Genomic DNA, 24545 nt, shown 5'->3' with positions numbered 1-24545 from the left:
GGCCTCAAGAATGGCCCTAGCGGAGGTCGCGGATCCAGCGCCACAGGGTGCGGTCCGGGCCATGTCCGGCTGGCAGGCCGCGCCCCTGCGCGGCGAGCGCCCGCATCTCGCGTGGCGTCATGTCGAAGCAACGCCGGAAGGCACGGACAAAACTCTTGCGGTGGCCGAAGCCGTAGCGGTCGGCGATCTCGCCGATGGCTTCGTGCCGGCGGGCGGGATCGACGAGCTCGGCGCGGCAGCGGCGCAGCCTTTCCTCCTGGATATATCTGGAAAGGCCGCCATACGGCTCGAACAGGTAATAGAGCTTGCGTGTCGAAATGCCGAACAGCGCGGCTATCGTTGCGGCAGCGAGATCCCGACTGCCGACATGCCTGTCGATGTGGCGGCGGATTTCGCCGGCCAGCGCCAATTGCACCGAAGCGGCGTTTGCCACCGTCACTGCCGAATTGATAGCCGCGGCGGCGAGGTCCAGCGTCGGCCTGGTCACCGCCTCGGCGTCCTGGCCGCTCATGGCGGGTGCTGCCTCGTAGAGGCCGAGGAGATGGCCGCGCAACAGCGCCGTCAAAGGGGCATTGCCCGGGATGACGCGCAGATTGTGCTCGTCCGGCGCCTTCAGAAGCGGCGCCAGCAGGCGGCGCGGCATGGTCAGGTTGAGGCTGTCGATGCCGGACGTCCCCGTCGACTGGACCTGCGCCAGGTCGGAGACGATCAGGTCGCCCGGGCAGGCCTTTTCATCCGGCCCGCCATCGCGGCGGCCGTGGCTGCCCCGCAGGCAGACCTGCACGGTGATCTGATCGAGACCGTCGCGTCCGATGCGGGCGCGCGAGCGGTCGAAATTCTGCGCGACACATCGGTACGAACTGAGCGCGATCTCGCCGAAATGAAACGCTTCGGCACGGACATGGAACCGGTCGTCACCGCCATTGCGCAGCCGAACGTCATAGAAGAAACCCATGTTCTCCTGCCAGAGCGCGACCGCGTCCCTGGGCGCCAGGCCGGCCGTGTCCAGCACCGAACGCGGCACCCCGCGACCCACGGGGGCACTTCCCGGCACCACGTCCTGACCGTTACCTCCCACTGTCATCCGCCACGATCCTGAAAGCCGCGAACCACCCAGCATAGGCATGGATGGCGGGCCGCGACAACACCGGGATTGCAGGGCAAGTGCAGGCCGGCTTCTCCGGCCCTTCCCCTGTTTGATGTCCGGCTCAGACACAATTCAGAAACAAGTTTCAACAGTTCAGAAAAACTGGCGAAAAGATCGGATGCCATAACCATCCCGCGGGGGACTGCCGGGATTCCTTTTCGGAAGCTTCGGGTCCGCCATCAACAAGGGTCAAATCGCAGCGGCGGCACAGCCGAAAATGCCGGCTCGAACAGCGGCATGAACAGCCGGGCGAATGCGCGGCCAGGACGAGAAAGTTTGGAAATGGATCACGGTGTCGATATCGCCGCACTCGACAGGGACACGGCAAGACGGGACGGAGAGCCCGAAACCAGCGTCGCAAGCTTCGATGCACTCATAAGAGTTGCCCAGCGGTCCGCGGCCGCGCACGGCCAGGTTCTGACCGGCGCGGACTTCGCCCGGGCAGGCAGGCCCGATGAGCGGCTGGATACGGTTTTCGAGCAGCTCGCCGAGACATTCGCCACGCTGCCGGCGGTGATCTCCGAGGGACGTGTCTGGACATATCAGGAGCTCGACAAGCGCGCCAACCAGTTCGCCCGCCTGCTGGTCAAGCGCGGCGTGCGGCCGGGCGACCGGGTCGGGCTTATCCTCGACCGGTCGGCGGAGACCTATGTCGCGGTGCTCGCCGTGGTGAAGGCGGGTGCCGCCTTCGTGCCGCTGGCCACCGCGTTCCCGCAAGAGCGCATGGCGCTGATCATCGACGACGCCAGCGTCAGCCTGATCGTCACCATCGCCACCTATGCGTCGCGCGCCGACCAGTTGCCGGTTCCCCACGTGCTGATCGACAGCGCCGCCGCCGAGATCTCCAAACAGTCCGACGCGCCGCTGAAGCTGCACAAGGCGCCGGCCTCCGTCGCGGTCGAAGACATCTGCTACATCCTCTACACTTCGGGCACGACAGGCAGGCCGAAGGGCGTGGCCGTCCGGCACCAGAGCTTCGTCAACTTCATCCGGGTCGCCGCCGCATCCTATGGCTACCGGCCGGGCGACCGCGTCTACCAGGGCATGACCATCGCCTTCGACTTCTCCTCCGAGGAGATCTGGGTGCCGTTCGTCGCCGGTGCGACCGTGGTGCCTGCCCCCGGCCAGATGCCGCTCGTCGGCGAGGAACTCGCCGATTTCCTGCGCCATCACGACATCACCTGCATGGCCTGCAGCCCGACCTTGCTGTCGTCCATGGCGAGCGACGTGCCCAGCCTGCGCACGCTGCTGGTCGGCGGCGAGGCCTGCCCGCACAATCTGGTGGTGCGCTGGTCGAAGCCCGGGCGGCAGATCCTCAACACCTACGGCCCGACAGAGGCGACCGTCACGGCAACCATGGGCGCACTGACGCCGGACAAGCCCGTCACCATCGGCGCGCCGCTGCCCACCTACTCCATCGTCATTCTCGACCCTTCGCTGCCGGAACTCGCCGAGCCTGGTGAACTGGGCGAGATCGGCATCGCCGGCATCGGGCTCGCGGTCGGTTATCTCAACAGGCAAGACCTCACCGAACAGAAGTTCATCCCCGATTTCGTCGGCCTGCCGAACAACCCGTCGAAGCGCATCTACCGCACGGGCGACCTTGGCCGGATCAACGGCGATGGCGAGATCGAGTATGCTGGGCGCATCGACACCCAGGTGAAGATCCGCGGCTATCGCATCGAGCTCGGCGAGATCGAGGCGGTGCTGCTGGACCAGCCCGCCATCGCGCAGGCCGCCGTCACCACCTGGGAGATCGAGCCCGGCCGTGTCGAGCTCGTCGCCTACTACGCGCCCAAGGCCGGTGCGCCGGCGATCTCGCGCGCCGATCTCGCCCAGACGATGAAGCGGCGCCTGCCGGACTACATGGTGCCCTCCTATCTGGAGGAACTGCCGGCGATCCCGATGACCGTCTCCAACAAGGTGGATCTTCGCCAGTTGCCGAAGCCGACCAGCGTGCGGCTTTCCGCCGACCGCGAGATGGTCGCGCCCGGCAATGACGACGAGCGCTTCCTGGCGGACGCGCTGGCCGCCGTGCTGAAATTCGACGCGGTCTCGGTCGAGGACAATTTCTTCGACGACCTCGGCGCCAACTCGCTGCTGATGGCGCATTTCTGCGCCCGCGTTCGCACCCGCAAGGAATGGGCGACGACGTCCATGCGCGACATCTATCTCTATCCGACCGTGGCGCGCCTGGCCAAGCATCTGAGCGTAGCGGAAGAGATGACAACGGCCACCAATGAGCCTGTCCTCACCCGCCAGGCATCAAACCTTGTCTATTGGACCTGCGGAATGGCGCAGCTCATGTTCTACCTTGTCTACAGCTATGCCGCGCTGTGGGTTCTCGACCACGGCCTCGACTGGGTCTATGACGCGCTCGACGAGCCGCTGCAGCTTTACATCAGGTGCGTGGCGCTCTCCGCCGGCGTGTTCTTCGGCATGTCCGGCTTTGCCGTTGCCGCGAAATGGCTGCTCGTCGGCCGCTGGAAGGCGGAAGCGTTTCCCATCTGGGGCCTGCGCTACTATCGCTTCTGGGTCGTCAAGACGCTGATCCGCACGGCGCCCGTCGTGCTGTTCCGCGGCAGCCCGCTCTACAGCATCTATCTCAGGCTTCTCGGCACCAAGCTCGGCCACAACGCCGTCATCGAATCCAAATCCGTGCCGGTCTGCACGGACCTGATCTCGATCGGCGCCAACACGATCCTGCGCAAGGAATCGATGATCCTCGGCTATCGCGCCCAGTCCGGCTATATCCATACCGGTCCGCTGACCATCGGTCGCGACGCCTTCGTCGGCGTCGGCTCCACGCTCGACATCGACACCTCGATCGGCGATGGCGGCCAGCTCGGCCATTCGTCCTCGCTGCAGAGCGGGCAAAGCATTCCCGACGGCGAGCACTGGCACGGATCGCCGGCCGTGCCGACCACGGCGGACTATTGCAAGGTGCGCAATGCCAACCCTTACGAGGTTCGGCGTTTCCTCTATGAAGCCGTTCAGCTGGTGCTGCTGTTCGCTGTCATCACCCCGCTGCCGCTCCTGTTCCACAGCTATTGGGAATATGTCGGCGACGACTATCAGGAGACGATCGGCCTTGTCGCGATCGGCACCACGGTCACGCTGTTCGGCTATATCGCCGTGGCCTTTCTCGCCGCCACGGTGGTGCCGCGCGTTTTCAGCCTGATCCTGAAGCCGGGCCGCACCTACACGCTCTACGGCTTCCGCTACTGGCTGCAGACCGTCTCCGAATTCTCGAGCAACTCGCGCGTGCTGGGGCTGCTGTTCGGCGACAGCTCGGCCATCGTCCACTATATGAGCGCCATCGGCTGGAACCTCAACAAGGTGGTGCAGACCGGCTCCAATTTCGGCTCCAACCAGCAGCACGAAAACCCGCTTCTGTGCGAGATCGGCACCGAGACCATGGTGTCCGACGGGCTGTTCATGATCAATGTGCACAAATCCGCCTCGGCTTTCCGGCTCGAGCCGACACGCATTGGCGAGCGCAACTATCTCGGCAACAACATCTACTATCCGCCGGATGGCCGCACGGGCGACAACGTCCTGCTCGGCACCAAGGTGATGATCCCCATCGATGGCCCGGTGCGCGAGAATGTCGGGCTCCTGGGTTCGCCTGCCTTTGAAATCCCGCGCATGGTGAACCGCGACAAGGAACTCATCGCCGGCGTCGACGAGGCCGACCGGCGCCAGCGCATCCCGTTCAAGAACCGCCACAATCTGGTGACGATCCTTCTGTTCATGGCAACGCAATGGGTCATGCTGTTCGCCACGCTGGCGATCTGGGACCGCGCGCTGAACTACTACACCGAATGGAACGAGGTCGCCCTCTTCGTCGCCGTGCTCCTGACATCGGCGATCACCATTCCGTTCTACATTTTTGTCGAGCGGGCAAGCCTTGGCTTTGGGCGGCTGAAGCCGCGGATGACGACGATCTACGATGTCGACTTCTGGCGCCACGAACGCCATTGGAAGCTTGCCGATACACCGATCGTGCGCCTGTTCGGCGGCACGCCGTTCCGGCCGATCATCCTGCGCATGCTGGGCGTCAAGGTCGGCAAGCGGGTCTATGACGGCGGCAGCAACCTGACCGAGCGTTCCCTGGTGGAGATCGGCGATGACGTCACGCTCAACGAGGGCTGCGTCATCCAGGCCCATTCGCTGGAAGAAGGTGCGTTCAAGTCGGACTTCATCCGCATCGGTGACGGTTGCACGCTCGGACCGTCCGCCTTTGTCCATTACGGCGTCGTCATGGGCAAGGGATCGATGGTCGATGCGGACTCCTTCGTGATGAAGGGCGAGGTGCTGGAGCCCAACTCGATCTGGCGCGGCAACCCGGCCAAGCTGCATCGTTTCGTCGAGCCGATCATGGATGACGGCTCCACGGCGTCATCCTGACGCTCGATCCCGATAGCATCGGAGGTCACGTGACAGAGCGATCCGGAAGCACGCCGGACATCCGGATCGCGCCGGTTACCCCGGCCAATCGCGCGCTTGTGACAGCACTGCGGCTGGCGCCGGAGCAGATGGATTTCGTCGCGGGCAACGCGGCCTCGCTGCGCGAAGCCAGGTCCGATCACGACGCGCGGCCGCGCGCGATCATGGCCGGGGATCGTGTTGTCGGGTTCCTGATGTACGAGGCGCCGCGCGATGATGACGAGGCGCGCATCTACCGGTTCATGATCGACCGCGCCAGCCAGGGCAAAGGCTACGGCAAGGCCGCGCTGCGCGAGGTGCTGCGCGAAATCGGCGGGCTCGATCACATCAGGCACGTTTCCATCTGCTACGAGCCGGAGAATGAGGCGGCACGCCAGCTCTACCGCGCCGCCGGTTTCGTGGAAGAAGGGCTCGACGAGGATGGCGAAATGATCGCCGACCTCGCCTTGCCGGCATCGATGGGCGATCGATGACGCCTGCCGCAAATCCTTCGCCTCCGGATCTGCCCGAGGAAACCTCCTTGGCCCAAGCGCTGGCCGCCCTCGCCCCGTATGGGGTCCGCACCGGATGCCGGCTCATACGCGAAGGCGACGAGACCCATCTTTTGCCCGAGGAGGCGCGCTCCATTCCGGCGCGCCAGCCGGCCATGCGGCGGGCGAGCGGTGCGGCCCGCTGGATCGCGCACCGGCTGCTGGCGGATATCGGCTTCGACGACGTCGCTCTCCCGCGTGCGCCATCCGGCGCACCCGCCTGGCCGGACGGGATAATTGGTTCGCTCGCCCATGACGACGACATGGCCGTCGCGGCGGTCGCGACGGTCGCGACGGTCGGCCGGATCCTCTCGCTCGGTATCGACGTCGAGCCCGCGCTGCCCCTGCCCGATGATATTTTCGGAATCGTTGTAACCGCCGCGGACCGGACAGGCGCGACCGACCCGCGGCTTGCCGGCCGCATCCTCTTTGCCGCCAAGGAAGCGGTCTACAAGGCAGCCTATCCGCTCGATCGCGAGGTGCTGGGCTACGAGGATATCGCGGTGGATCTCGACGCAGGCCGCGCGACGACGAAGACCGGCCGCGGGGTCGGCCTCGCATATTGCGTCGCCCCGCGTGTAGCCGTGTTGGCGTTTGTTAGGGAATAGCAAGCGGCCCTATTCGCCCACGATCTCCCGATAGTCCCTCACCTTCCCGTCCAGCCCGCTTATGCGCCAGCTCTCCCCGTCACGGCCCTCGATGGAGCACGGCCAATAAATCGGCTCGCGGCATAATCTCCCCAATACTTCGACCATATCGTTGACGCCGGACTTCTCTATTGACTTGGCACAATGTTGCCTTAGCAATCATCGTCGGGTGGGGAGAATAGCGGATGGTTGCCAGGACAGGTCTGTTGGCCGCGCTTGTTGTGATGTTCGCAACAGTAAAGGCGGTTTGCGGCGACTACCTTCATCCATCGCCACATCCGGACTGGGATGCGCGCGTTCAAGCCATCTATGACGCCAAGACCAGGTCGGTTTCGCGAAAGACGGTGCGCGTGTGGGATCCAAGCCCCGAAAAAGGGCTGGACTTCGTCTGGGACCCCGATCCGAAGCTCCCCGTCGGCGGGCTGTCGCCTGAAGGCATTCCTTCCGGACAGGGGCGGTTGCAATGGCGAGTGGGCGCCTCGCCTTCCTACGATCCGTCCGCCGTCTTCAGCACCTATGTCGGGTCTTTATCCCAAGGCAAGCCGTCCGGGCATGGCCGGCTGGAGCTGCGCTCTGGCGAATATCTCGACGGCGACTGGCTCGATGGCGCCCCCGACGGGACGGTGCTGTGGGTGGATGAAGCCGGCAACCGCTATCAGGGCCGCATGCGGCATGGTGTTGCCGATGGGCCGGCACGCTATATCTCGACGAACGGCGAAATCTTCACAGGCACTTTCCGCAACGGTGTCCGCGACGGGACAGGAACGACGCAACTCCCAGGCGGGACGACCTATCAATCCGTCTGGCAGGATGGCCGCGAAGTGGGCGCGAAACGGCCGGATCTTTTCGCCGACGCACGAATGGGCGGACTGCTGAAAGCCGGTAGCAAGTCGGGCCAGGCAGCCGGATTTTCCATATCGGCGGCGATCGACGAGCGCATCAATCTGGAATCCGGTCCATTGCTTCAATATGAAACAGCAGCGTCGGGCGACAAAATAGAGCTCTATCCCAGATCAGATTACTTGATGAAATTCTGGAACAGCGAAACCCGGATCGACGTCCAGGACCACGCCTTGAGCATGGTGGCGTGGGACCAGGTCTTTGCTTTCCTCAAGGTGGAACTGTCTTCGGCAAACAACCAGAAAGGTAAGGTTGCCAGCATGTCGCTGGATTTTTCCGAGAGCCAAGCCTTCAACAAGCCGATGCTCTCCCTCTACCCCGATGTGGGGTGCGTTGGGTTCAGTCCACAATTCGCTATCACAAACGAGGGTTGGGGCAAGGTATTGGAGCCGGAATTCCATTTCGTCTTCTCCGACGATCAGAGCCACGCCTCCACACCGTTCGACATACAGGGCATCGATGGTTTCGATTCGTCGGGGAATATCGACGTGCTGAACTCAATCCGGCAGGCCGGCGCTGACGTGGATGCCCTCGCGAAGCGGCATTTCAAATGCGGGTCGATCGAGGAGTTGGAAGCGTGCTCGCGGCAGTTCCTTGCCGCCACCGAACTCGGCGTGATCGGAAGGTCGATCTATAGGAACGAAGGCGTGATGCTGACGAATCTGGTCGGCAAGATGAAATACAAGTGGAGGGACCCAGCAGACAGGATTCACACCGAGGAACAGCCTTTCACTGTTCCCATATCTCTTGCCGCGCTGGAGGTGCCCGAATCCGTCGCCGAATGTGGCTCCGGCATGGACAGTTCGCCCGAAGCGACGCGGTATCAGGACGTCTACCTGCCGCTCAACCGGAAGAACTACAGCATCGGCGTGCCCATGCGTGGCAATCGCAACGTCGCGCGCCTCATCGCCCGGTTCAAGTTTCACGCCGACCGTTCGTCCATCCACAAATTCCGTATCAGGGCGAAATTCGCCGATGGAAGCGAGCGGCAGAGCAAGCCGCTGGAGCTGTTGTGGTTCAGGCCGCGCGAAGATACTTTCGGGTACTATGAAGGCCGCAAATGCGACCCGGGCATCCAGTACAATGTCTGCCACTAAGACCCTGCACAGCTACTTAGCGACAATCTCCCGATAGTCTCTCACCTTCCCATCCAGCCCGCGTATGCGCCAGCTCTCCCCGTCGCGGCCCTCGACAGGGCACGGCCCGAGCGGCACCTTGCCGCCGCCTTCCGGCAGGTCGAGCACATAGATGGGATTGCAGATGCCGGACAGGCGCGCCCTGAGCGCTTCCACCAGCGCCTGGCCCTGCGCGATCGTGGTGCGGCGGTGGGCCATCCCGCGCGCGAGATCGCCATGATGGAGGTAATAGGGTTTTACCCCGAGCCGGTACATCAGCTCGCGGCAGAGCTCTTCCAGCACCTCGACGCTGTCATTGACGCCTTTCAAGAGAACACTCTGGTTGAGCAGCACGAAGCCTGCCTGCCGCATCGTCCGGCAGGCCGCCTCGGTGGCGTCGGTTATCTCCCGCGCGTGGTTGAAATGGGTGACGACGGTGACCATCAGCCGGCCCTGCAGCGCCTCGACCAGCCCCGCTGTGATGCGCGCCGGCAGCGCCACCGGCACGCGTGTGTGGACGCGCAGCAGCCGCACATGCGGAATGGCCTCGATGCGGGCGCGGATTTCGGCCAGCGCCTTGTCCGGCAGCGACAGCGGATCGCCGCCGGTCAGGATCACTTCGCGGATTTCTGGATGCTCGGCGATATAGGCCAGCGCCGGCTCCAGCGCCTCGCGCGTGTAGCCGCGGCCGATCGAGGTCAGCGATTCCTTGCGGAAGCAGAATCGGCAATAGACCGCGCACTGATAGGTCGGGAACAACAGCACCCGGTCGGCATGGCGATGCGTCAGCCTGGGCACCGGGCTGAAATCATGGTCGGCGATCGGATCGCCAAGCTCGCCCTCCGTTTCCACCAGTTCGCCCGGTGACGGGATGACCTGCGCGCGGACCGGGTCGGCCGGGTCGTTCCAGTCGATCAGGTCGAGATAGGCTTTCGGCGCACGCACCTTGTGCCGGCCGGCGGCCTCCTGCGCGGCTTGGCGCTCGGCGGGCGAAAGCGGCAGGGAGGCAAGGTCGCGCACATGGCGCACACCCTGGCGGACATCGTCCTGCCAGGCGGCGTCCGGTTCGCGGGTCGCATCTTTGAGGTCGGTCATTGCAGGTCTCGGCTGTTCGCGCGGACCTATCGGCCGGATGGGCGGCGCGGTCAACCGCCACGGAAGCCAACGACGCCCGCCCCACTCCGCGACCTTTGTGCGATGCCCTCAGAACTTCGCCGTCAACGACCCATAAAACGTCCGCCCCGGTCCCGGCTCGGTCACCAGCCCAAGCGGATCGACATAGTATCTGTCGAACAGGTTCTCGATCCGCGCTGTCGCCGTCAGGTTCTCCGTCAGCTTGTATTCGGCAAAGACATCGACCAGCGTGTAGGGATCCCATTTGACCAGCGAAATGAACTGGCTGAGCCCCTGGCTGGTCACCTGGCCGTGGCCGATGGCGCGCGGCCCGACATAGGAAGCCCTGCCGCCCAGCGTCAGCCTGTCCTCGAAGAATTTCTGCGTCAGCGTCAGGTCGAGCGAATATTTTGGCGGCACCTGGTTGGTGGCGTAGTCGCCATACATCGTCTTTGTGTCGCAGGCGCCGTTCAGCTGACAGAACTCGACATTGAGATAGTAGTTGGCCGCGAAATCCGCCGCGAAGTCGCCGATCTCGTAGCGGCCGGACAATTCCACGCCGGAGAATCTGGCACGGTCGATATTGTAGACCTGCATGCCGTACCAGGTGTAGCCGTCGCCCGGGAACGACCGGAACGAGCGCGCGATATAATCCTTCACGTTCCAGTTGAAGTAGCCGAGCTTGAGCATGCCGGTATCGGTATCGGTGAACAGGCCATTCCTGTGGACATTCATGCCAAGCTCCCAATTGCTGGAGCGCTCCGGGCCGAGGTTCGGATTGGGGATGATGGTGAAGGCCGAGACCGACTCGAACAGGCTGGGGAAGCGCAAGGCATTGGAATAGTTGACATAGAACTGCGTGCCGTCGAACGGCTCGACCGTCACGCCGACCGACGGGCTGAAGCCGCCGTCGCTGCGGTCGGGCTTGGCATTCAACTGATCAGGTGAGTTGGCCTGCGTGCGCCGGTCATGCGACCAGAACTGCGAATAGCGCAGGCCGGCATTCAGCGTCAGCCAGTCCACCGGCTTGTAGGCCAGCTTGGCATAGCCCGCCGCCTCCTGCCGCTCGGCGTCGCGCAGGTTGAGCCAGCCTTCGATCGTGTCGGTCAATCCGCTCGGCTTGGTGTCCTCGTTGCGGTAGGTCAGGCCGTAGGTGAAATCGAGCGCGCCATAGTCGGTGACGAATTTGGACTTGTTGGAGACCTCGCCGCCCCACATGACTGTATCGGAGCCCGTGCGGTAGTCCGCCGGCACACCCGGGGGCCGCTGGCCATAGGCGTTGCGCGGCGGGTTGCGCAGCTCGAGATTGGTCATCCACAGATTGGCGGTGAGATCGAGCAGGTCGTTGCCTTCCGGATTGAGGCGATAGCGCAGCGTGCCGGTGTCGACCTTGGTGCCGGTTGTCTGTGTCTGCTGGACCGCCTGTCCGGTAGCGTTGCCGAGCGCTGAAGCCAGCCGGTCGCCGGCCTCGCTGCGGAAGCCGGTATAGCCAAATTGCAGGCTCTGTCCGTCACCGAAACGCCAGGTGCCCTTGGTGATCCAGGACTGGGATTCAAGCTGCGTGTTGAGCACTTCCTCGCCGGGGCGATAATTGGCGATGCCGGTGTTTACGACATAGTCCCTGTAGAGAAGATAGGATGGGCATTCACCGCTCGCATAACAGTAAGGCTGGGGACCTGTTCTGACGGGATTGGCGTGGGGGCCGTACTTGCCGGCGTGGTAGTTGCCCTGGTCACGATAGGCATAGCCGACGAGAAAGTCGAAGTCCTCCTGCTTGACCGCCGCGACGATGCTGACCGAGCCCTGCGTGGGCTTCAGCAAGCCTGGCCGATCCAGTCCGGTTCCGGAGGGTGTGATCACGCCATAACCCGAATTCGGATCATTCGTGGAGCCAAGGGGGTTGCTGATGAGATAGCCGGCCTTGTCGCCAGGCTGGGGCGTGCTCGTGTTCGAGCCAAAGCCGCCCTTCAGCCGCACCCCGAATGTCTTGCCGTCCTCGACGATGTCGGACGGGTTCAACGTCCTCATGGCGACGGTCCCGGCAATGCCGTAGGACGCGACGTCGGAGCCCTTGGTGATGTCGACACCGCCCAGAAGGTCCGGATCGACAAAGGTGCGGTTCGAGATGCCCTGGTAGCCCTGATAGACCTGCAGCGAGTTTTCCGCCCCATCGACGGTGACGTTGACGCGGCCCATGCCTTGCATGCCGCGCACGTTGACGTCGATGGAACCGGCGCCGTTGCGCGCCTCGCCCGACATAACACCCGGCGTGCCGCGAAAAATTTCGGCCGGGCTCGAGCCGCGGAACCGTTCGATGGTTTCGCCTGAAATGTAGGCGGTGGGAGCCGCTGTTCTGTACGGCTCCTCGCCCGGACTGCCGCCGCCGGCGACGACGGTTATCGGGTCGAGCGTCAAACCGTCCGCCGCGCCCGCCGACGGCGCGTGCGCGGCGGCGACCCTGTCGCTGATCGTCACCGTGTTGGCGCCGGTGAAGGCATGGGTCAGGCCCGTGCCCTGCAGGATCCGCGCCAGCGCCGCGCCGGGTGCCGCCGCCCCGGAGACGCCGGGCGACCGCTTGCCCGCGGCGATCTCGGGCAGATAGGTGACCTGCAGCCTGGCCTGCCTGCCGAACGCCGCCAGCGCGCCCGAAAGCGAGCCGGGCGGAATGTTGAAGGTCGCCTGCTGCGCGGATTGCCCATGCGCCTCCCCTTGCACGGCAACCATTGCCGCGCCCACCGTCGATGACAGCAGCGCCGCGATCAGCAGCCTTCGTCCAAATCCTCTTGTCGCATCAGTCTTCTGCCCCAGCCCCATGGCCCAGCCGCTCCATTTTCATTTTGTGGAAGGGAGGCCTGTTTGGCAGCGGCTGACGGCAACCCCTGTGAGATCAAACGAACGGGGGTTTCGGATTTTCTCCCCTCGGCTCGATTTTTTTCAGATCGATGAAATAACGGTCAGCCACGGCGATATCCGCCGTACCTTGCCGTTATGCGGCTGCACGACCGCTTCCAGCGCGGCGAGTGGATTGCCGAGGTCGAACACGCCGCTGATGCGCCCCGCGCCAAGCCCGGAATCGGCAATCACCACGCGGCCGGCCTGCCAGCGTGCGATCCTGGCCACGACCGAAGCCACCGTCTCGCGTTCGGCGACGATCAGCCCGTCGCGCCAGGCCGCAATCTGGCCGGCGTCACGGGTTCCACGCTCGACGGCGAGCGTGCTGTCGTCGAGCGCCAGCCATTCGCCGCCGGAAAGCCTTTGCGCCTGCGCCAGGGGCGAAGCGGGCATCGCCACCTCGACCAGCCCATGCGCCACCGACACCGTCAGCAGCCCGGCATCACGGCTGACATCGAAGGCGGTGCCGAGCGCGGTCGACGTCAGCGTCTCCACCTGCACCTGGAAGGGCCTGGCGGCATCGGCCGCGACCTCGAAGAAGGCCATGCCGGCCAGCAGCTCGACCCGCCTCAGATCGGGCATGAAGGCGCTGCGCATGGCGCTGTCGGGGCCGAGCGTGACGACGCTGCCGTCGGACAGGGTGACGCGGCGCAGCTCCGCCGTCGACGTGATCTGGTCGGCCTTGAGGCGGATCAACAGGTCCGGCCCGAAGAGCGCGCCGCTGCCGAGCGCGGCCAGCCCGGCAAGACCCGTCAGGATGACCTTGCGCCGCGACACGCCTTCCCCGATGCTCGCGGCCTTGCGGCGGTCCTCGAACACCTTGCCTGCCATGCCGTGGATTTCGGCAACCTCCGCCCAGGCCGCCTCATGCGCCGGGCCGCGGGCGCGCCAGTTCTGGATCAGCTCGCGCGCGACCGGATTGGCCGGCTCGTTCTGCAGGCGGATGACGAGGTCGGCCGCCTCCTCGAAAAGCCTGTCGTCGTCGCTGATGTCCTCAATCATGCCTCTGCAAACCCGCCGGCGCCCTGCTTCCGAAGGCCAAATCCACCCTCCAGCCATTGAAACGAATGAACGGCGGCAATTTCCTGCCGCGACATGCTACTCGCATTCATCGCGGCACATCCTCGTTGAGGCGCGCGCGCAGATGCTGGTAGGCGCGGCGGATCAGCGTCCAGGTCCGCGACGTCGAAAGCCCGAGCTCGACGGCGACTTCGCTCATCGTCTTCTCGCCCAGGCGGTGCATCTCGAAGGCCATGCGTGTCCGCTGCGGCAGTTCCAGCAGCGCCTTCTCGACGATCGCCAGCCGCTGCCGGTCATAGACGACGGTCTCGGCCGATGGCGCGCTGTCGGCGATGCGCTGAAAGTCGTCATCGGCCAGATGCACATGCTCGACGACGCGTTCGCGCCGCTTGAGGTCGATCGAAAGGTTGCGGGCGACGCGCCACAGATACGCGCGCGGGTTTTCGCCCTCGCCGTTCGGCGTCGCCGTCATCACCCGCACGAACGTGTCCTGCGTCAGGTCGGCGGCGGTCTCAGGCGTATGGCCACGACGGCGCAGGAACCGGTCGATCTCGCGCGCATGCCTGACGAACAGCCCGTGCAGATCCCACCTCACGCGGCCTCCGCGAACCGAGGCGGCCCCGACGCGTCGGTCAACAATGATCGCTTGCGTCTGCACGAGAGCCGCGAGCGGCTATGGAAATGACGATCAGTAGCCATTGGACGAATACAACAACTGTGAGTTGGCTCGCATCCTGTCACCCAAGCAAGCCGTTGATCGCCATCCCTACGGCTTCTGAAATTCTCCTGCAATGGCAACAGGTTAGAATGATTTTTCGAATCAGGACACGGCCACGGCTAAATAGATGACTATTTTAATCATGTTTTTCACGGTGATAGCGCTTTTTGGGCGACGGCGCAGCCTTGCCCTGCCGCGCCATGGCGCGGCGGCATTTGCCCGCACGTGTTGCTCAAATGCCGCAGCGATTGCTTACGCTTTTCGCATCGACTGGGCGACATGGCCGCGACTGGCTGCTCGCCGAAGTGGCGGCGGACTGGGTTGGGATGACCGGGAAAGATCGAAACGAAGCACAGGACAACGCGGGCACGAATTGAGCCAAGCTGTTGACTCCGGCGCGGATTCGCATGCCAATATCCCCGCATTTCAGGCGGGGACCTTCGATGAAAAAAACCTACGTCAGGCCGGAGCTGACAAAGCACCAGAAACTCTCGGCCGTAACGGCACAGACGACCAATTCGAACGACTCCCAGGCGCCCGAGTAACCCTGAACGCGACTTGGCCGCGGGAGTTCTGATTTCTCTGAAACAAGAGCGAGCGAGACAGGTGGACAGCTCGGGGCTGTCCACCTGGCCCCCGCCTGGTGCATGTCGCCCCAAAGGGGGCATCGGTTTTCAGGGAACCGACATGCAGGCCCCGCCGACAGAGTGGACGCTGGCGTCCGCGGCGACCAGTCGTCATATGACGACTGTCGAGCGCGGCAAGGGCCGCTCCCGCTACTCCTTGGCGCGATAGGCTTCCGGCACGACGAACACTTCGTCGGCCCGGCCATAGCCGCCGTCGGCGACCTCTTCCACCAGCACCATCGTGGTCGGCCTGGCGACTTCGCCGAAAAAGTCGACGAACATGGCTGTGGTCCGGTGGATGAGGTCTTCCTTCTGTGCCCTGGAGAGTGCGGCCTGCGGCACCTTGATGTTAGCGAATGGCATGATCGTTTCCTTAGCTTCTTGAGGTTGGGTTTCAGGCTTTGGGATGGAGCAGGTCGGCAAGGCCGATCCGTTCCATGAGTTGCGCGCGCACGCGGTCGGCAACACCGTTGACGATTGCCGCGCCATCATCGGAAGGGTCGATATGCACGCGCAGCGGGCGGCTGCCGTGCGACATCGCCACGAGATCAACGATTGCCGTCGCGACCTCGGTCGGGTCGGCATCCGCCGGCTCCAGCGCCGCCAGCCCCTTCAACACCTTCTGGTCGACATCGGCATAGGGACCGGACCAATAGAGGCCGGCGCGCTCGGTGTCGGCGGGTGCCGCGGCATGGTGGAAATGCTCCGTGCCCTTGGTAAAGGCGCCCGGCACCACGATCGTCGTTTCGATGCCGAAGCGGGCGAGCTCCAGCGCATAGCTCTGCGCCAGCGCGTCCATGCCGGCCTTGGCCGCGAAATAGGGCGCCAGGAACGGCGGCGTGCCGCCGCGCGTGCTGCTCGAGCCGACCCAGATCATCTGGCCCCGACCGAGAGACCGCATATGCGGCAGGGCCGCACGGTTGACGCGCTGCGTGCCGACGACGTTGACGTCATAGAGCTGCGCCAGCTGTTCGGGCGAGAACGCCTCGGCCGGCCCGAACCCCATATGCCCGGCATTGTGGATCAGCACGTCGAGCCGGCCGGCCTCACCGACGATCTGCCGGATCGCCGCTTGCGCCGAGGTATCGGAGGTGACGTCGAGCGCGATGGTCTTCAGCGCCACGCCCTCGTCACGAGCGAAGTTTTCCATCTCGGCGACCGCAGCTACACGCGCCGAGGGGTCGCGCATCGAGGCATAGACCGTGTGACCGGCTCTTGCGAGCGCCCTCGCCGTCATCGCGCCGAAGCCGCTGGAGGCGCCGGTGATCAGGATTATCTTTTGCATCATCGCCTCCTCAGATCACGCCGCCATTGGCGCGGATGATTTGCCCGTTGACCCAGCCGCTGTCCGACCCGGCGAGGAACGCGACCACGCCGGCAATGTCGTCGGGCTGGCCGAGCCGGCCGAGCGGGATCATCTTGCCAATGGCCTCGATCTGCGCCGCGCTCTTGCCGTCCGTGAACAGCGCCGTCTCGACCGGTCCGGGCGCCACCGCGTTGACGGTGACGCGGCGCGCGCCAAGCTCCTTGGCGAGGATATGCGTCATCGCCTCGACGGCCGCCTTGGTAGCGGCGTAGACGCCGTAGCCCGGTTGGTAGAGGCCAACGACGCTGCTCGAAAAATTGACGATGCGGCCGCCATCCCTCAGGCGTTTCGCGCCTTCGCGCATGCCGCGGAACACACCGCCGAGATTGATCGCGACCTGCGTGTCGAACGAGGCATCGTCGGTCGTAGCGATCGGCGACAGCTTCATGATGCCGGCATTGTTGACGAGGATATCGACGCCGCCGAAGGCCTTCTCGCCGGCATCGAAAAGTGTTGCGATGCCGACCGGGTCGGCGATGTCGGCCTGCACGGCGATCGCCTTGCCGCCATCGGCCTCGATCGCGCCGACAAGCGCTTCGGCCTCGGCGCGGCCTCGTGCGTAGTTGACGACGACGGCAACGCCGTCGCGGGCGAGCCGCTGCGCGATCGCCGCACCAATGCCCTTAGAGGCGCCGGTCACGATCGCGGTTCTGGTTGGATTTGTCATGGAAGTCTCTCCGTTTGTTGGTGACACGGATATAGACCGGGCCAACTTCCGGATAATCAGCCGACACTTGACATCACTATTCGGAAACTGCGAACAAAGGCGATGGATCGGCTGGACACGATGCGGCTCTTCGTTCGCGTGCTGGAGAGGCGCAGCTTCACCGCTGCCGCCGCCGATCTCGGCCTTCCCAGGTCAACCGCGACGGAAGCGATCCGGCGGCTCGAGGAACATCTCGGCGCGCGCCTGCTGGAGCGGACGACACGGCAAGTGAACGCCACGCAGGACGGCGAGGCCTACTATCAACGTTGCCTGTCGATCCTGGCCGAGATCGAGGATGCCGAGGCCGCCTTCCGCAAGGCCGAGCCGTTCGGCCTGCTGCGCATCGACGCCAGCACGCTGCTCACCCGCACCTTCCTGTTGCCGCGCCTGCCCGAATTCCTCGCCCGTTATGTCAGGATCGACCTGCAGATCGGCCAGAGCGACCGGCTGGTCGATCTCGTGCGCGAGGGCGTCGATTGCGTCATCCGCGTCGGCGAGCCGCCCGACAGCGGCATGATCATGCGACGGCTGGGGATGATCCGCGAGATGACCTGCGCCAGTCCCGCCTATCTCTCTCGCCACGGCACACCAGCTACCCCCGATGCGCTCGACGGCCACCAGGCGGTGGGCTTCGTCTCGTCGCGCACCGGCGAGGTGCTGCCCTTCGAGTTCACCGTCGGCGGCAGGACCCGCGAGGTCCGGCTGCCGGGGCGCGTCGCCGCCAACAATTCCGACACCGCCGCCGATCTGGCGCGGCTTGGTCTCGGCCTCATCCAGGCGCCGCGCTATCGCTTCGAGAAGGATCTTGCCGACGGCACGCTGGTCGAGGTGCTGGCCGGCTACCCGCCCTCGCCGACGCCGCTCTCCGCGCTCTACCCGCAAAACCGGCAGCTCTCGCCGCGCCTGCGCGTCTTCCTCGACTGGGCGGCCCGCATCTTCGCCGAGGCGAACTTGTAGCAGCGGCTCCGCCGTTGCCCTTTGGCCGCATCCGATGGCATTGTTGACCCGACAGCGCGCCATGGGGAGATGGGGCGCCGCCAGGGAGGACTGACATGACCAGCACACAAGCCGGCTTGCCGCGCTACGAGGATGCCGTTTCGCGCTTTCGCATCGAGGATGAGATCGCCGGGCTCGACGGCGATCCGGCGACCGGCCTCAATGCCTATGTCGAATGCTGCGGCCGCCATACCGGGCGGAACCGGCTGGCGCTGCGCGCGATCTCCGCCGCCGGCGAACTCCGGCTGTTCAGCTTCGATGACCTCGCTGATATGTCGGGCCGCGTCGCCAATTTGCTCAAGGAACAGGGCGTCGGCCCGGGCGATGTCGTGGCCGGCATGCTGCCGCGCATTCCCGAACTGGTGGCGCTCATCCTCGGCACATGGCGCATCGGCGCCGTCTACCAGCCGCTGTTCACCGCTTTCGGACCGAAGGCGATCGAGCATCGCCTGGGCTACAGCGGCGCGAAACTGGTGGTGACCAATCCGGCCAATCGCGGCAAGCTCGACGAGATCGAGAACCGCCCGCCGATCGCCACCATTCTTGGCCCCGGTGATGCCTTGCCCCAAGGCGACATCGATTTCCGCGCCGCGCTTGCCGCCGCCTCCCCCGATTGCGAACCCGTCATGCGCAAGGGCGACGATCTGTTCATGATGATGTCGACATCAGGCACGACGGGCCTGCCCAAGGGCGTGCCGGTGCCGCTCAGCGCCCTGCTCGCCTTCGGCGCGTATACGCGCGACGCGATCGGGCTGCGCCCCGACGACGTCTTCTGGAACATCGCCGATCCGGGCTGGGCCTACGGCCTCTATTACGCCATCACAGGCCCGCTGCTGCTCGGCATCGCCACCACCTTCAACGAGGGCGCCTTCACGGCCAGGAGTACCTACGAAATCATCGAGCGGCTCGGTGTGACCAGCCTCGCCGGCTCGCCCACCGCCTTTCGCCTGCTGCTTGCCGAAGGGCCGGAGGCCGCCGCCGGCATCAAGGGCCATTTGCGTGTCGTGAGCAGTGCCGGCGAGCCGCTCAACCCGGAAGTGATCCGCTGGTTCGACACCCACCTCGCCGCCCCCATCCACGACCATTACGGCCAGACCGAGAACGGCATGATGGTCAACAACCACCACGGCCTTGCGCATACGGTTCGCGCGGGCTCGGCCGGCTTCGCCATGCCGGGCTATCGCATGGTGGTGCTGGACGAGGCCGGCAACGAGCTTGGCCCCAACCAGCCCGGCATTCTCGCCGTCGACATCGCCAACTCGCCGCTGCGCTGGTTCGACGGCTATCACCAGGCCGAGACGCCGGCGGTCGCGGGCGGCTATTACCGCACCGGCGACACGGTGGAATACGAACCGGACGGCTCGGTCTCCTTCATCGGCCGCGCCGACGATGTCATCACCTCGTCGGGCTACCGCATCGGCCCCTTCGATGTCGAGAGCGCGCTCATCGAACATCCCGCCGTCAATGAGGCGGCCGTGGTCGGCGTGCCCGACCCGCAGCGCACCGAAATCGTCAAGGCCTTCGTCATCCTGGCGCCAGCCTATCAAGGCAGCCCGGAACTGGCCGAGGAACTCGCCCAGCACGTCCGCAAGCGCCTCTCCGCGCACGCCTATCCGCGCGAGATCGACTTCGTCGCCGAACTGCCGAAGACGCCAAGCGGCAAGATCCAGCGGTTCCTGCTGCGGAAGGCGGAGGTGGAGAAGCGGAAGGGGTGAGAGGGTCACAAGGCAGAAACTTCGCTTTGCGCCGAAGACGGCAAGTCATCGTCCAAGCCTCGGAATAACTCAGGCGTTGGCTGCCAAGACGCGGGCGACGTTAGGCCAACGTTTGGATTGGAACGAAAACAGAATATTAGGCTGAATCCCAAACACACTGCTCTAGCCGAATTGCCCTCAAGCACATATATTGGGGTCGAAGCGAGGGGTTGAGGATGTCCAGAAAAGGTCAGCACGTCGTTCCGGCTGCGAGCGGATGGAGTGTTAAGAAAGCTGGTGCATCGCGCGCATCGAGCACCCACGCCACTCAGCAGGAGGCTATCGCCGCGGCAACGCAGATTGCCCGCAACCAGCGGACTGAGCTTTACATTCACGGGCGCGACGGACGCATCCGTGAGCGCAATTCCTATGGCAACGATTCCCATCCCCCAAAGGGATGATCGCGCCGCCATTCGAGCGGTCGGTTTTCGTCAACTGTCCTTTTGACGAGGCCTTCGCCCCAATTCTCCAGGCGATCGCTTTTTGTATCACCGACCTTGATTTTTTCCCCCGGCTGGCCCCTGAGAATGCGGACAATGCCGCTAATCGGCTTGACCGCATTCTCGAACTGATTCGCGGATCGAAGTACGGCATACACGACCTAAGTCGGTGCAAGTCGACCGCAGTCGCAGAATACGCGCGGCTAAACATGCCCTTCGAACTGGGACTCGATCACGGCTGCGCACGATTTGGTAGCGGTCAGATGAGCGAGAAGACCATCCTGATTCTCGAAGAGACTCGCTACGACTACCAGAAAGGCCTCTCAGACATTTCGGGATGGGACATCTATCCCCACGACGCAGACTACATCAAGGTGGTCCGAATCGTCTCAAGCTGGCTCATCCGCCAGGCAGGCGCCGACCCAGTCGGTCCTGCCAAGATCCAAGGTGACTATCTGACCTTTCAAGAGTGGTATTGGGAACGCGAGACAGCGCGCGGTGCTTCAGACGACGACATCAAAGCCTATCCTACAGTTCAGGTCGTTGCCGCGATGCGCGAATGGGTGGAAGCAGGCCGGCCGGACTAGAAGCCAAACTTTCAGCTTTCTCCGCGATCAGGCCACGAACTCCAATCCGATCTTCAGCCGAGGCGCGCACGAAACAAGGTGGAGCCGTCCGCCAGGCGCGACCTGGAGATATCGCGCAATCCAGCCTCGGTCATCCACGCGCGGTACTGGCCTTCCGTGTAGGATTCGCCGTGGCGATAGAGGTTCAGGAAGGTGAGATTGAGAAAGACGCCCTCGGGCGGACCGAGGCGGTCGTCATCGAAGACACCCCAGCCCGCGATTGCGATCTCGCCGCCTTGCGTGAGGCAACGCGCCGCGTTCAGGATCGCACTGCGCGCCTGGTCCGGCGGAAGAACCTGGACGACGGCCTTCAGGATCGCCAGATCGTGCCGGCCGATCGATGGCGCGACGGTTATGTCCCCCTCTTCGACAGTCACGTCGTGGGCACCGTATTCGGACAGGATAGAAGGCGCGACCGCCGCGACCGTCGGGAGTTCCATCAGCGTCGCCGCGATCCGTGGCCACCGCTCGCGAAGTCCGACCAGAATGGTCCCGGCACCGCCGCCGATATCGATCACCGAACGGATCGCCGAGAGGTCCAACTCACGGGCCAGGTTTCTGCCGAAAATCACCCCGCCCGGTGCGAGCATGCGGCTGAAGGCCGCCGCGGCTTCGGGGTCCGCTTCGGAAAAGTCGTGCAGCGCGGCCGGCCGGTTCTGCCGCAGCGAGTCCGCGGTCAAAAGGTCGGCTCCCCAGAGCTCGCGCAGCAGCGCATGATCGCCGCCGCGATAGGTCGGCTTGGACGCGTCGAGGAAGGCCGACGCTTCGGCTCCGTTGCGAAAGCGGCCATCCCTGACTTCGAGGAGACCGATGCTGGCGAGCGCATAGAGGAGCCGCGACAGACGATCGGGCGGGACGTTGAGCGCGGCCCCAAGGCTGTCGGCGGTCGCCACATCGCCACCGAGCCGGGTGAAGATGCCAAGGTCCAGCCCGGCGCGAAGCGCCAGGGCTGCGGGCACCGCCGCGATCAGCCCGTCGATCCGATCATGATCCGTCATCTCACGTCCCCTGCCGCGATCCGGGACCGAGCTTGAAGCAGCTCACATGAGATTGGAACCTCCGTTCTCCGAAAAATATTGCCGCCTCGACCAACTCGAGCGACGGCGGCGGAGCACCGCCTCCCCTCTTGCAGATTGGTTCTAGATTACCGCACGGACCCTGCCTGCCTTGTCGAGGCGACAGCCGACTTGCGCTTGCCGGACTTCGATGCCGCCTCGTCTGGCATAGTCTATTCGCACCTTGATCGGCGCCGTGCGCGCACCCCCGAATTGACGCAAGGCACCCGCGCTGACCGCACGGACACGGACAGCGCCAAGCGGCTTGGCAGCGGACATGATCGCCGCGCGGCAGGCCTGTACGACCGCGGCCGGCGTACCGGGTTTCGCTGTCAGGGCCTCCAGGGGTCCGAAGGGATATCCCACGGTGAGGCCGCCCTGACCGGCTTTGGAAGGCCTGAGGACGGATGGCAGGACGATCGATTGCCTTGCGGCCTTGGCAAAGGTTGTCGCTGTCGTGGCAGTGGCCGTGGCTGTCGGGGCAGAGCCGGTGGTGGCGGCGGCCTGACCACCAGGAGCGGCCGCCGATCCGTTTTGGGCGGACGAATCGGCGCCCAGGCCGACGCTGGTCGACACGCCTGCGCCTGAGGTGCCGACGTTGCCGCTGGCACTGACGCCTGCATTGCCGACATTGCCGCTGGCACTGACCGACCCGCTGCCTGCGCCGACCGAAGCTCCGACGTTTGCACCGCCAACGCCACCGACGCTCGCGCCCACCCCCACGGATCCGCCTTGCGAACCGGCGCTCACGCCGGCACCGACGCCGACCCCGCCGGCCTTGCCGCCTATACCTGCTTCGAGAGCCGAGGCAGGCCCGATTGCGATACCCATCGCCAACGCAGCCGCGAAGTATCTCTTCATTGTCATCCTCCCTGCGCCATGCATTTCGCTCACCTGTCCTTCACTGCACAGGTGGTCGCACCGGGAGCAATGCGGGAGGAAGAGCGATGGTTGCCAGCAGGACAGGTTGCGGCGACTTTGGGCCCTTCACTTTCCGTTTTTTCGGCAGGTCCGGTTTACGGGCTGCGAGCGAACGCGACGGTGAACCTGCGAGCGCGCTCTTGGAGGTACCTGCCTTGGGCGCGCGCATCTCGGCCGCGGGCCGACGCTTGTCCTTGATGGCGTCGATTTCCGCCCGCGCGGCACTGAGGCTGCGGGCCAAGCCGTTGGCCCTTTCACGCTCCTGGTCCAGCGCCGCGCTCAAGCCTGTCGAGCTCTGCTTCAGGGCGTCCCGTTCCTTGCGGGCACTGTCGAGGTCACGCATGGCTGAATCTGCCCGTTGACGTTCCAGTTCGAGCGCTTCTACAGCATGGTTTGAGGCGGCAACGGCTACCTGCCGGTCCTTCACGGCCTTGGCCTGCTCCGCCGCGGCCAGGTTTGCGCCCGTCTTGAGAGCATCGATTGTTTGACGAGCCGTGGCGAGTTCCTGTTCCAGAAGCTCGACCTTGTGGCGCTCCTCATCCAGCGCCTGCGTCGCGGCGGCATCGGCCACTTGCCGGTCCTTCGTCGCGGCCTTGGCCTGCTCGGCCGCGGCCAGGTTTGCGCCTGTCTTGAGAGCTTCGATCGTTTGACGAGCCGTGGCGAGTTCCTGTTCCAGGAGCTCGGCCTTATGGCGCTCCTCATCAAGCGCCTGGTTCGCGGCGGCCCGGGAAGCATCCGTGGAGGGATGCGTTTCAGGCATCGCGCCTTTCTTGCTGTCCCAGAGACTGGCTTCCGTCCTGAAATCTTCGATGGCACGCAGCGCGGTCTCCAGATTGGCCGTGAGCGCTTCGTCCGTTTGCTGCTGCTCTTTCAGGGCCAGAGCTTGCTTGGCCAGCTCAGCCCGTGCAGCGGCCAATTCGCGGCGCAAGGCCTCCTCGCCGGGCGGCGTTTGTGCGAGAGCTTCCGCTTCGCCGGGCGCCGGATCGAATATATCGGTTCCGGCCGCGCCGGATCGCACGGTGTCCGGTTCTTTCGCGATATCCGTATGGTCCGCAACCGCGACCGACGAACGGCCATTGAGCTCAGCCGTCGCGGACGCATCGGGTGCCAGCTGACTGTTTGCCGCGGACGCCGACAGCAGGATGAGGATGGACGAAACAAAGGACAGCATGGCGCCGGATCCGCTGCCACGTATCCTGTGAAGTAGAACAAAAGCGCGTCGCTTAATAAGGGTGAAGTCAAAGAGCGGATATTTGGACCTGGTACCTTGCAAATGATTCATCACTTGACCTCACCTGGCGCGACCCTCACCGCGATCGTATTCTCCACTTATTTCGAGCCACGGCGCTGGATGCCGTGTCACCTCGACGCTATCTTCTATTTCCCCGCTTGTTGTCATTCGAACGAACGAAACTTTTCCCCTGAGACGGCTCTGTTCGGATCAGCCATGCCGAGCATGCGCGGCCGGCACACGACCAGACTTACGCGGGCCAGATCGGTCGCGCATCGGAGCCTTGACTGCGC

20 protein-coding genes are annotated in these 24545 nt (G+C 64.6%); 9 read left to right on the top strand and 11 right to left on the bottom strand.

The window, feature by feature from the left end; all coding sequences use genetic code 11:
- Window positions 1–16: 16 nt before the first annotated feature.
- Window positions 17–1084 (bottom strand): helix-turn-helix domain-containing protein, encoded by a 1068-nt coding sequence (locus tag AC07UC_RS16055; protein WP_494906697.1) that lies wholly within the window; start codon window positions 1082–1084, stop codon window positions 17–19.
- Between the two features lie 345 nt (window positions 1085–1429).
- On the opposite strand from AC07UC_RS16055, the gene AC07UC_RS16050 reads away from it, so the two are divergent.
- The 4 genes from AC07UC_RS16050 (at window position 1430) to AC07UC_RS16035 (ending at window position 8770) form a co-directional block, all read left to right on the top strand.
- Entirely contained in the window at window positions 1430–5557 is a 4128-nt protein-coding gene (locus tag AC07UC_RS16050) for a Pls/PosA family non-ribosomal peptide synthetase (protein WP_494906696.1), read from the top strand.
- 29 nt (window positions 5558–5586) lie between these two features.
- The gene (locus AC07UC_RS16045) at window positions 5587–6069 is read left to right on the top strand and encodes a GNAT family N-acetyltransferase (RefSeq protein WP_140773995.1); all 483 of its coding nucleotides are present in this window, start codon (window positions 5587–5589) and stop codon (window positions 6067–6069) included.
- A 47-nt stretch (window positions 6070–6116) separates the two neighbouring features.
- Window positions 6117–6734 carry a 4'-phosphopantetheinyl transferase family protein gene (locus AC07UC_RS16040; RefSeq protein ID WP_494906695.1) on the top strand — a complete coding sequence of 206 codons (618 nt, stop codon included), beginning with the start codon at window positions 6117–6119 and terminating at the stop codon, window positions 6732–6734.
- A gap of 224 nt (window positions 6735–6958) precedes the next feature.
- Entirely contained in the window at window positions 6959–8770 is a 1812-nt protein-coding gene (locus AC07UC_RS16035; protein ID WP_494906694.1) for an MORN repeat-containing protein, read from the top strand.
- A gap of 12 nt (window positions 8771–8782) precedes the next feature.
- Here the strand turns inward: AC07UC_RS16035 and AC07UC_RS16030 are convergent, their stop codons facing one another.
- From AC07UC_RS16030 to AC07UC_RS16015, 4 genes are all read right to left on the bottom strand, one after another.
- Complete coding sequence (locus AC07UC_RS16030; RefSeq protein WP_494906693.1) at window positions 8783–9883, bottom strand: KamA family radical SAM protein; 1101 nt, start codon at window positions 9881–9883, stop codon at window positions 8783–8785.
- Between the two features lie 108 nt (window positions 9884–9991).
- Entirely contained in the window at window positions 9992–12715 is a 2724-nt protein-coding gene (locus tag AC07UC_RS16025) for a TonB-dependent receptor (protein ID WP_494906692.1), read from the bottom strand.
- 120 nt (window positions 12716–12835) lie between these two features.
- Window positions 12836–13795 carry a FecR family protein gene (locus AC07UC_RS16020; RefSeq protein WP_494906691.1) on the bottom strand — a complete coding sequence of 320 codons (960 nt, stop codon included), beginning with the start codon at window positions 13793–13795 and terminating at the stop codon, window positions 12836–12838.
- A gap of 106 nt (window positions 13796–13901) precedes the next feature.
- On the bottom strand, window positions 13902–14408 hold the full coding sequence (locus AC07UC_RS16015; protein WP_202326722.1) for an RNA polymerase sigma factor: 507 nt from the start codon (window positions 14406–14408) through the stop codon (window positions 13902–13904).
- Between the two features lie 250 nt (window positions 14409–14658).
- Between AC07UC_RS16015 and AC07UC_RS16010 the strand changes: the two genes are divergently transcribed.
- Window positions 14659–15108, top strand: a complete 450-nt coding sequence (locus tag AC07UC_RS16010; protein WP_494906690.1) for a hypothetical protein — start codon at window positions 14659–14661, stop codon at window positions 15106–15108.
- Between the two features lie 199 nt (window positions 15109–15307).
- Here the strand turns inward: AC07UC_RS16010 and AC07UC_RS16005 are convergent, their stop codons facing one another.
- Genes AC07UC_RS16005 through AC07UC_RS15995 form a run of 3 tightly spaced genes read right to left on the bottom strand, consistent with a single transcriptional unit; the run spans window position 15308 to window position 17190 of the window.
- Complete coding sequence (locus AC07UC_RS16005; protein WP_056571206.1) at window positions 15308–15520, bottom strand: tautomerase family protein; 213 nt, start codon at window positions 15518–15520, stop codon at window positions 15308–15310.
- A gap of 31 nt (window positions 15521–15551) precedes the next feature.
- Window positions 15552–16445, bottom strand: a complete 894-nt coding sequence (locus tag AC07UC_RS16000; protein ID WP_494906689.1) for an SDR family oxidoreductase — start codon at window positions 16443–16445, stop codon at window positions 15552–15554.
- A gap of 7 nt (window positions 16446–16452) precedes the next feature.
- Entirely contained in the window at window positions 16453–17190 is a 738-nt protein-coding gene (locus AC07UC_RS15995; protein ID WP_494906688.1) for an SDR family oxidoreductase, read from the bottom strand.
- Between the two features lie 102 nt (window positions 17191–17292).
- Here AC07UC_RS15995 and AC07UC_RS15990 point away from each other — a divergent pair, with 102 nt between their 5' ends.
- The 4 genes from AC07UC_RS15990 to AC07UC_RS15975 all read left to right on the top strand — a co-directional run bounded on the left by AC07UC_RS15990 (window position 17293) and on the right by AC07UC_RS15975 (window position 21006).
- Window positions 17293–18186 (top strand): LysR family transcriptional regulator, encoded by an 894-nt coding sequence (locus AC07UC_RS15990; protein WP_494906687.1) that lies wholly within the window; start codon window positions 17293–17295, stop codon window positions 18184–18186.
- A gap of 95 nt (window positions 18187–18281) precedes the next feature.
- Window positions 18282–19940: an acyl-CoA synthetase gene (locus AC07UC_RS15985; RefSeq protein WP_494906686.1), complete on the top strand. Its 1659-nt coding sequence runs from the start codon at window positions 18282–18284 to the stop codon at window positions 19938–19940.
- A gap of 215 nt (window positions 19941–20155) precedes the next feature.
- Window positions 20156–20380, top strand: coding sequence for a DUF2188 domain-containing protein (locus AC07UC_RS15980; RefSeq protein ID WP_494906685.1), 225 nt, complete (start codon window positions 20156–20158; stop codon window positions 20378–20380).
- The gene (locus AC07UC_RS15975; protein WP_494906684.1) at window positions 20377–21006 is read left to right on the top strand and encodes a hypothetical protein; all 630 of its coding nucleotides are present in this window, start codon (window positions 20377–20379) and stop codon (window positions 21004–21006) included. Before AC07UC_RS15980 ends, AC07UC_RS15975 begins: the two co-directional genes overlap by 4 nt.
- Before the next feature lie 53 nt (window positions 21007–21059).
- On the opposite strand, the gene AC07UC_RS15970 is transcribed toward AC07UC_RS15975, so the two are convergent.
- From AC07UC_RS15970 to AC07UC_RS15960, 3 genes are all read right to left on the bottom strand, one after another.
- Entirely contained in the window at window positions 21060–22043 is a 984-nt protein-coding gene (locus AC07UC_RS15970) for a methyltransferase (RefSeq protein WP_494906683.1), read from the bottom strand.
- 141 nt (window positions 22044–22184) lie between these two features.
- The gene (locus AC07UC_RS15965) at window positions 22185–22961 is read right to left on the bottom strand and encodes a hypothetical protein (protein ID WP_494906682.1); all 777 of its coding nucleotides are present in this window, start codon (window positions 22959–22961) and stop codon (window positions 22185–22187) included.
- 40 nt (window positions 22962–23001) lie between these two features.
- Window positions 23002–24192 (bottom strand): hypothetical protein, encoded by a 1191-nt coding sequence (locus AC07UC_RS15960; protein ID WP_494906681.1) that lies wholly within the window; start codon window positions 24190–24192, stop codon window positions 23002–23004.
- Window positions 24193–24545: the final 353 nt, after the last annotated feature.

This window comes from Mesorhizobium sp. GW821-FHT04C10, from assembly GCF_059420305.1.
The sequence above is the reverse complement of the archived record's forward strand: the minus strand, read 5'-3'. Positions and strand labels throughout refer to the sequence as shown.

Bases quoted from the DNA above. Each gene is read 5' to 3' on its own strand.
- AC07UC_RS16000 (WP_494906689.1), bottom strand. From the start codon at position 16,445: ATGATGCAAAAGATAATCCTGATCACCGGCGCCTCCAGCGGCTTCGGC.
- AC07UC_RS16005 (WP_056571206.1), bottom strand. From the start codon at position 15,520: ATGCCATTCGCTAACATCAAGGTGCCGCAGGCCGCACTCTCCAGGGCA.
- AC07UC_RS15995 (WP_494906688.1), bottom strand. From the start codon at position 17,190: ATGACAAATCCAACCAGAACCGCGATCGTGACCGGCGCCTCTAAGGGC.
- AC07UC_RS16055 (WP_494906697.1), bottom strand. From the start codon at position 1,084: ATGACAGTGGGAGGTAACGGTCAGGACGTGGTGCCGGGAAGTGCCCCC.
- AC07UC_RS15975 (WP_494906684.1), top strand. From the start codon at position 20,377: ATGATCGCGCCGCCATTCGAGCGGTCGGTTTTCGTCAACTGTCCTTTT.
- AC07UC_RS15965 (WP_494906682.1), bottom strand. From the start codon at position 22,961: ATGAAGAGATACTTCGCGGCTGCGTTGGCGATGGGTATCGCAATCGGG.
- AC07UC_RS15980 (WP_494906685.1), top strand. From the start codon at position 20,156: ATGTCCAGAAAAGGTCAGCACGTCGTTCCGGCTGCGAGCGGATGGAGT.
- AC07UC_RS16020 (WP_494906691.1), bottom strand. From the start codon at position 13,795: ATGATTGAGGACATCAGCGACGACGACAGGCTTTTCGAGGAGGCGGCC.
- AC07UC_RS16035 (WP_494906694.1), top strand. From the start codon at position 6,959: ATGGTTGCCAGGACAGGTCTGTTGGCCGCGCTTGTTGTGATGTTCGCA.
- AC07UC_RS16010 (WP_494906690.1), top strand. From the start codon at position 14,659: ATGACTATTTTAATCATGTTTTTCACGGTGATAGCGCTTTTTGGGCGA.
- AC07UC_RS15970 (WP_494906683.1), bottom strand. From the start codon at position 22,043: ATGACGGATCATGATCGGATCGACGGGCTGATCGCGGCGGTGCCCGCA.
- AC07UC_RS16050 (WP_494906696.1), top strand. From the start codon at position 1,430: ATGGATCACGGTGTCGATATCGCCGCACTCGACAGGGACACGGCAAGA.
- AC07UC_RS16025 (WP_494906692.1), bottom strand. From the start codon at position 12,715: ATGGGGCTGGGGCAGAAGACTGATGCGACAAGAGGATTTGGACGAAGG.
- AC07UC_RS15960 (WP_494906681.1), bottom strand. From the start codon at position 24,192: ATGCTGTCCTTTGTTTCGTCCATCCTCATCCTGCTGTCGGCGTCCGCG.
- AC07UC_RS15985 (WP_494906686.1), top strand. From the start codon at position 18,282: ATGACCAGCACACAAGCCGGCTTGCCGCGCTACGAGGATGCCGTTTCG.
- AC07UC_RS16030 (WP_494906693.1), bottom strand. From the start codon at position 9,883: ATGACCGACCTCAAAGATGCGACCCGCGAACCGGACGCCGCCTGGCAG.
- AC07UC_RS15990 (WP_494906687.1), top strand. From the start codon at position 17,293: ATGGATCGGCTGGACACGATGCGGCTCTTCGTTCGCGTGCTGGAGAGG.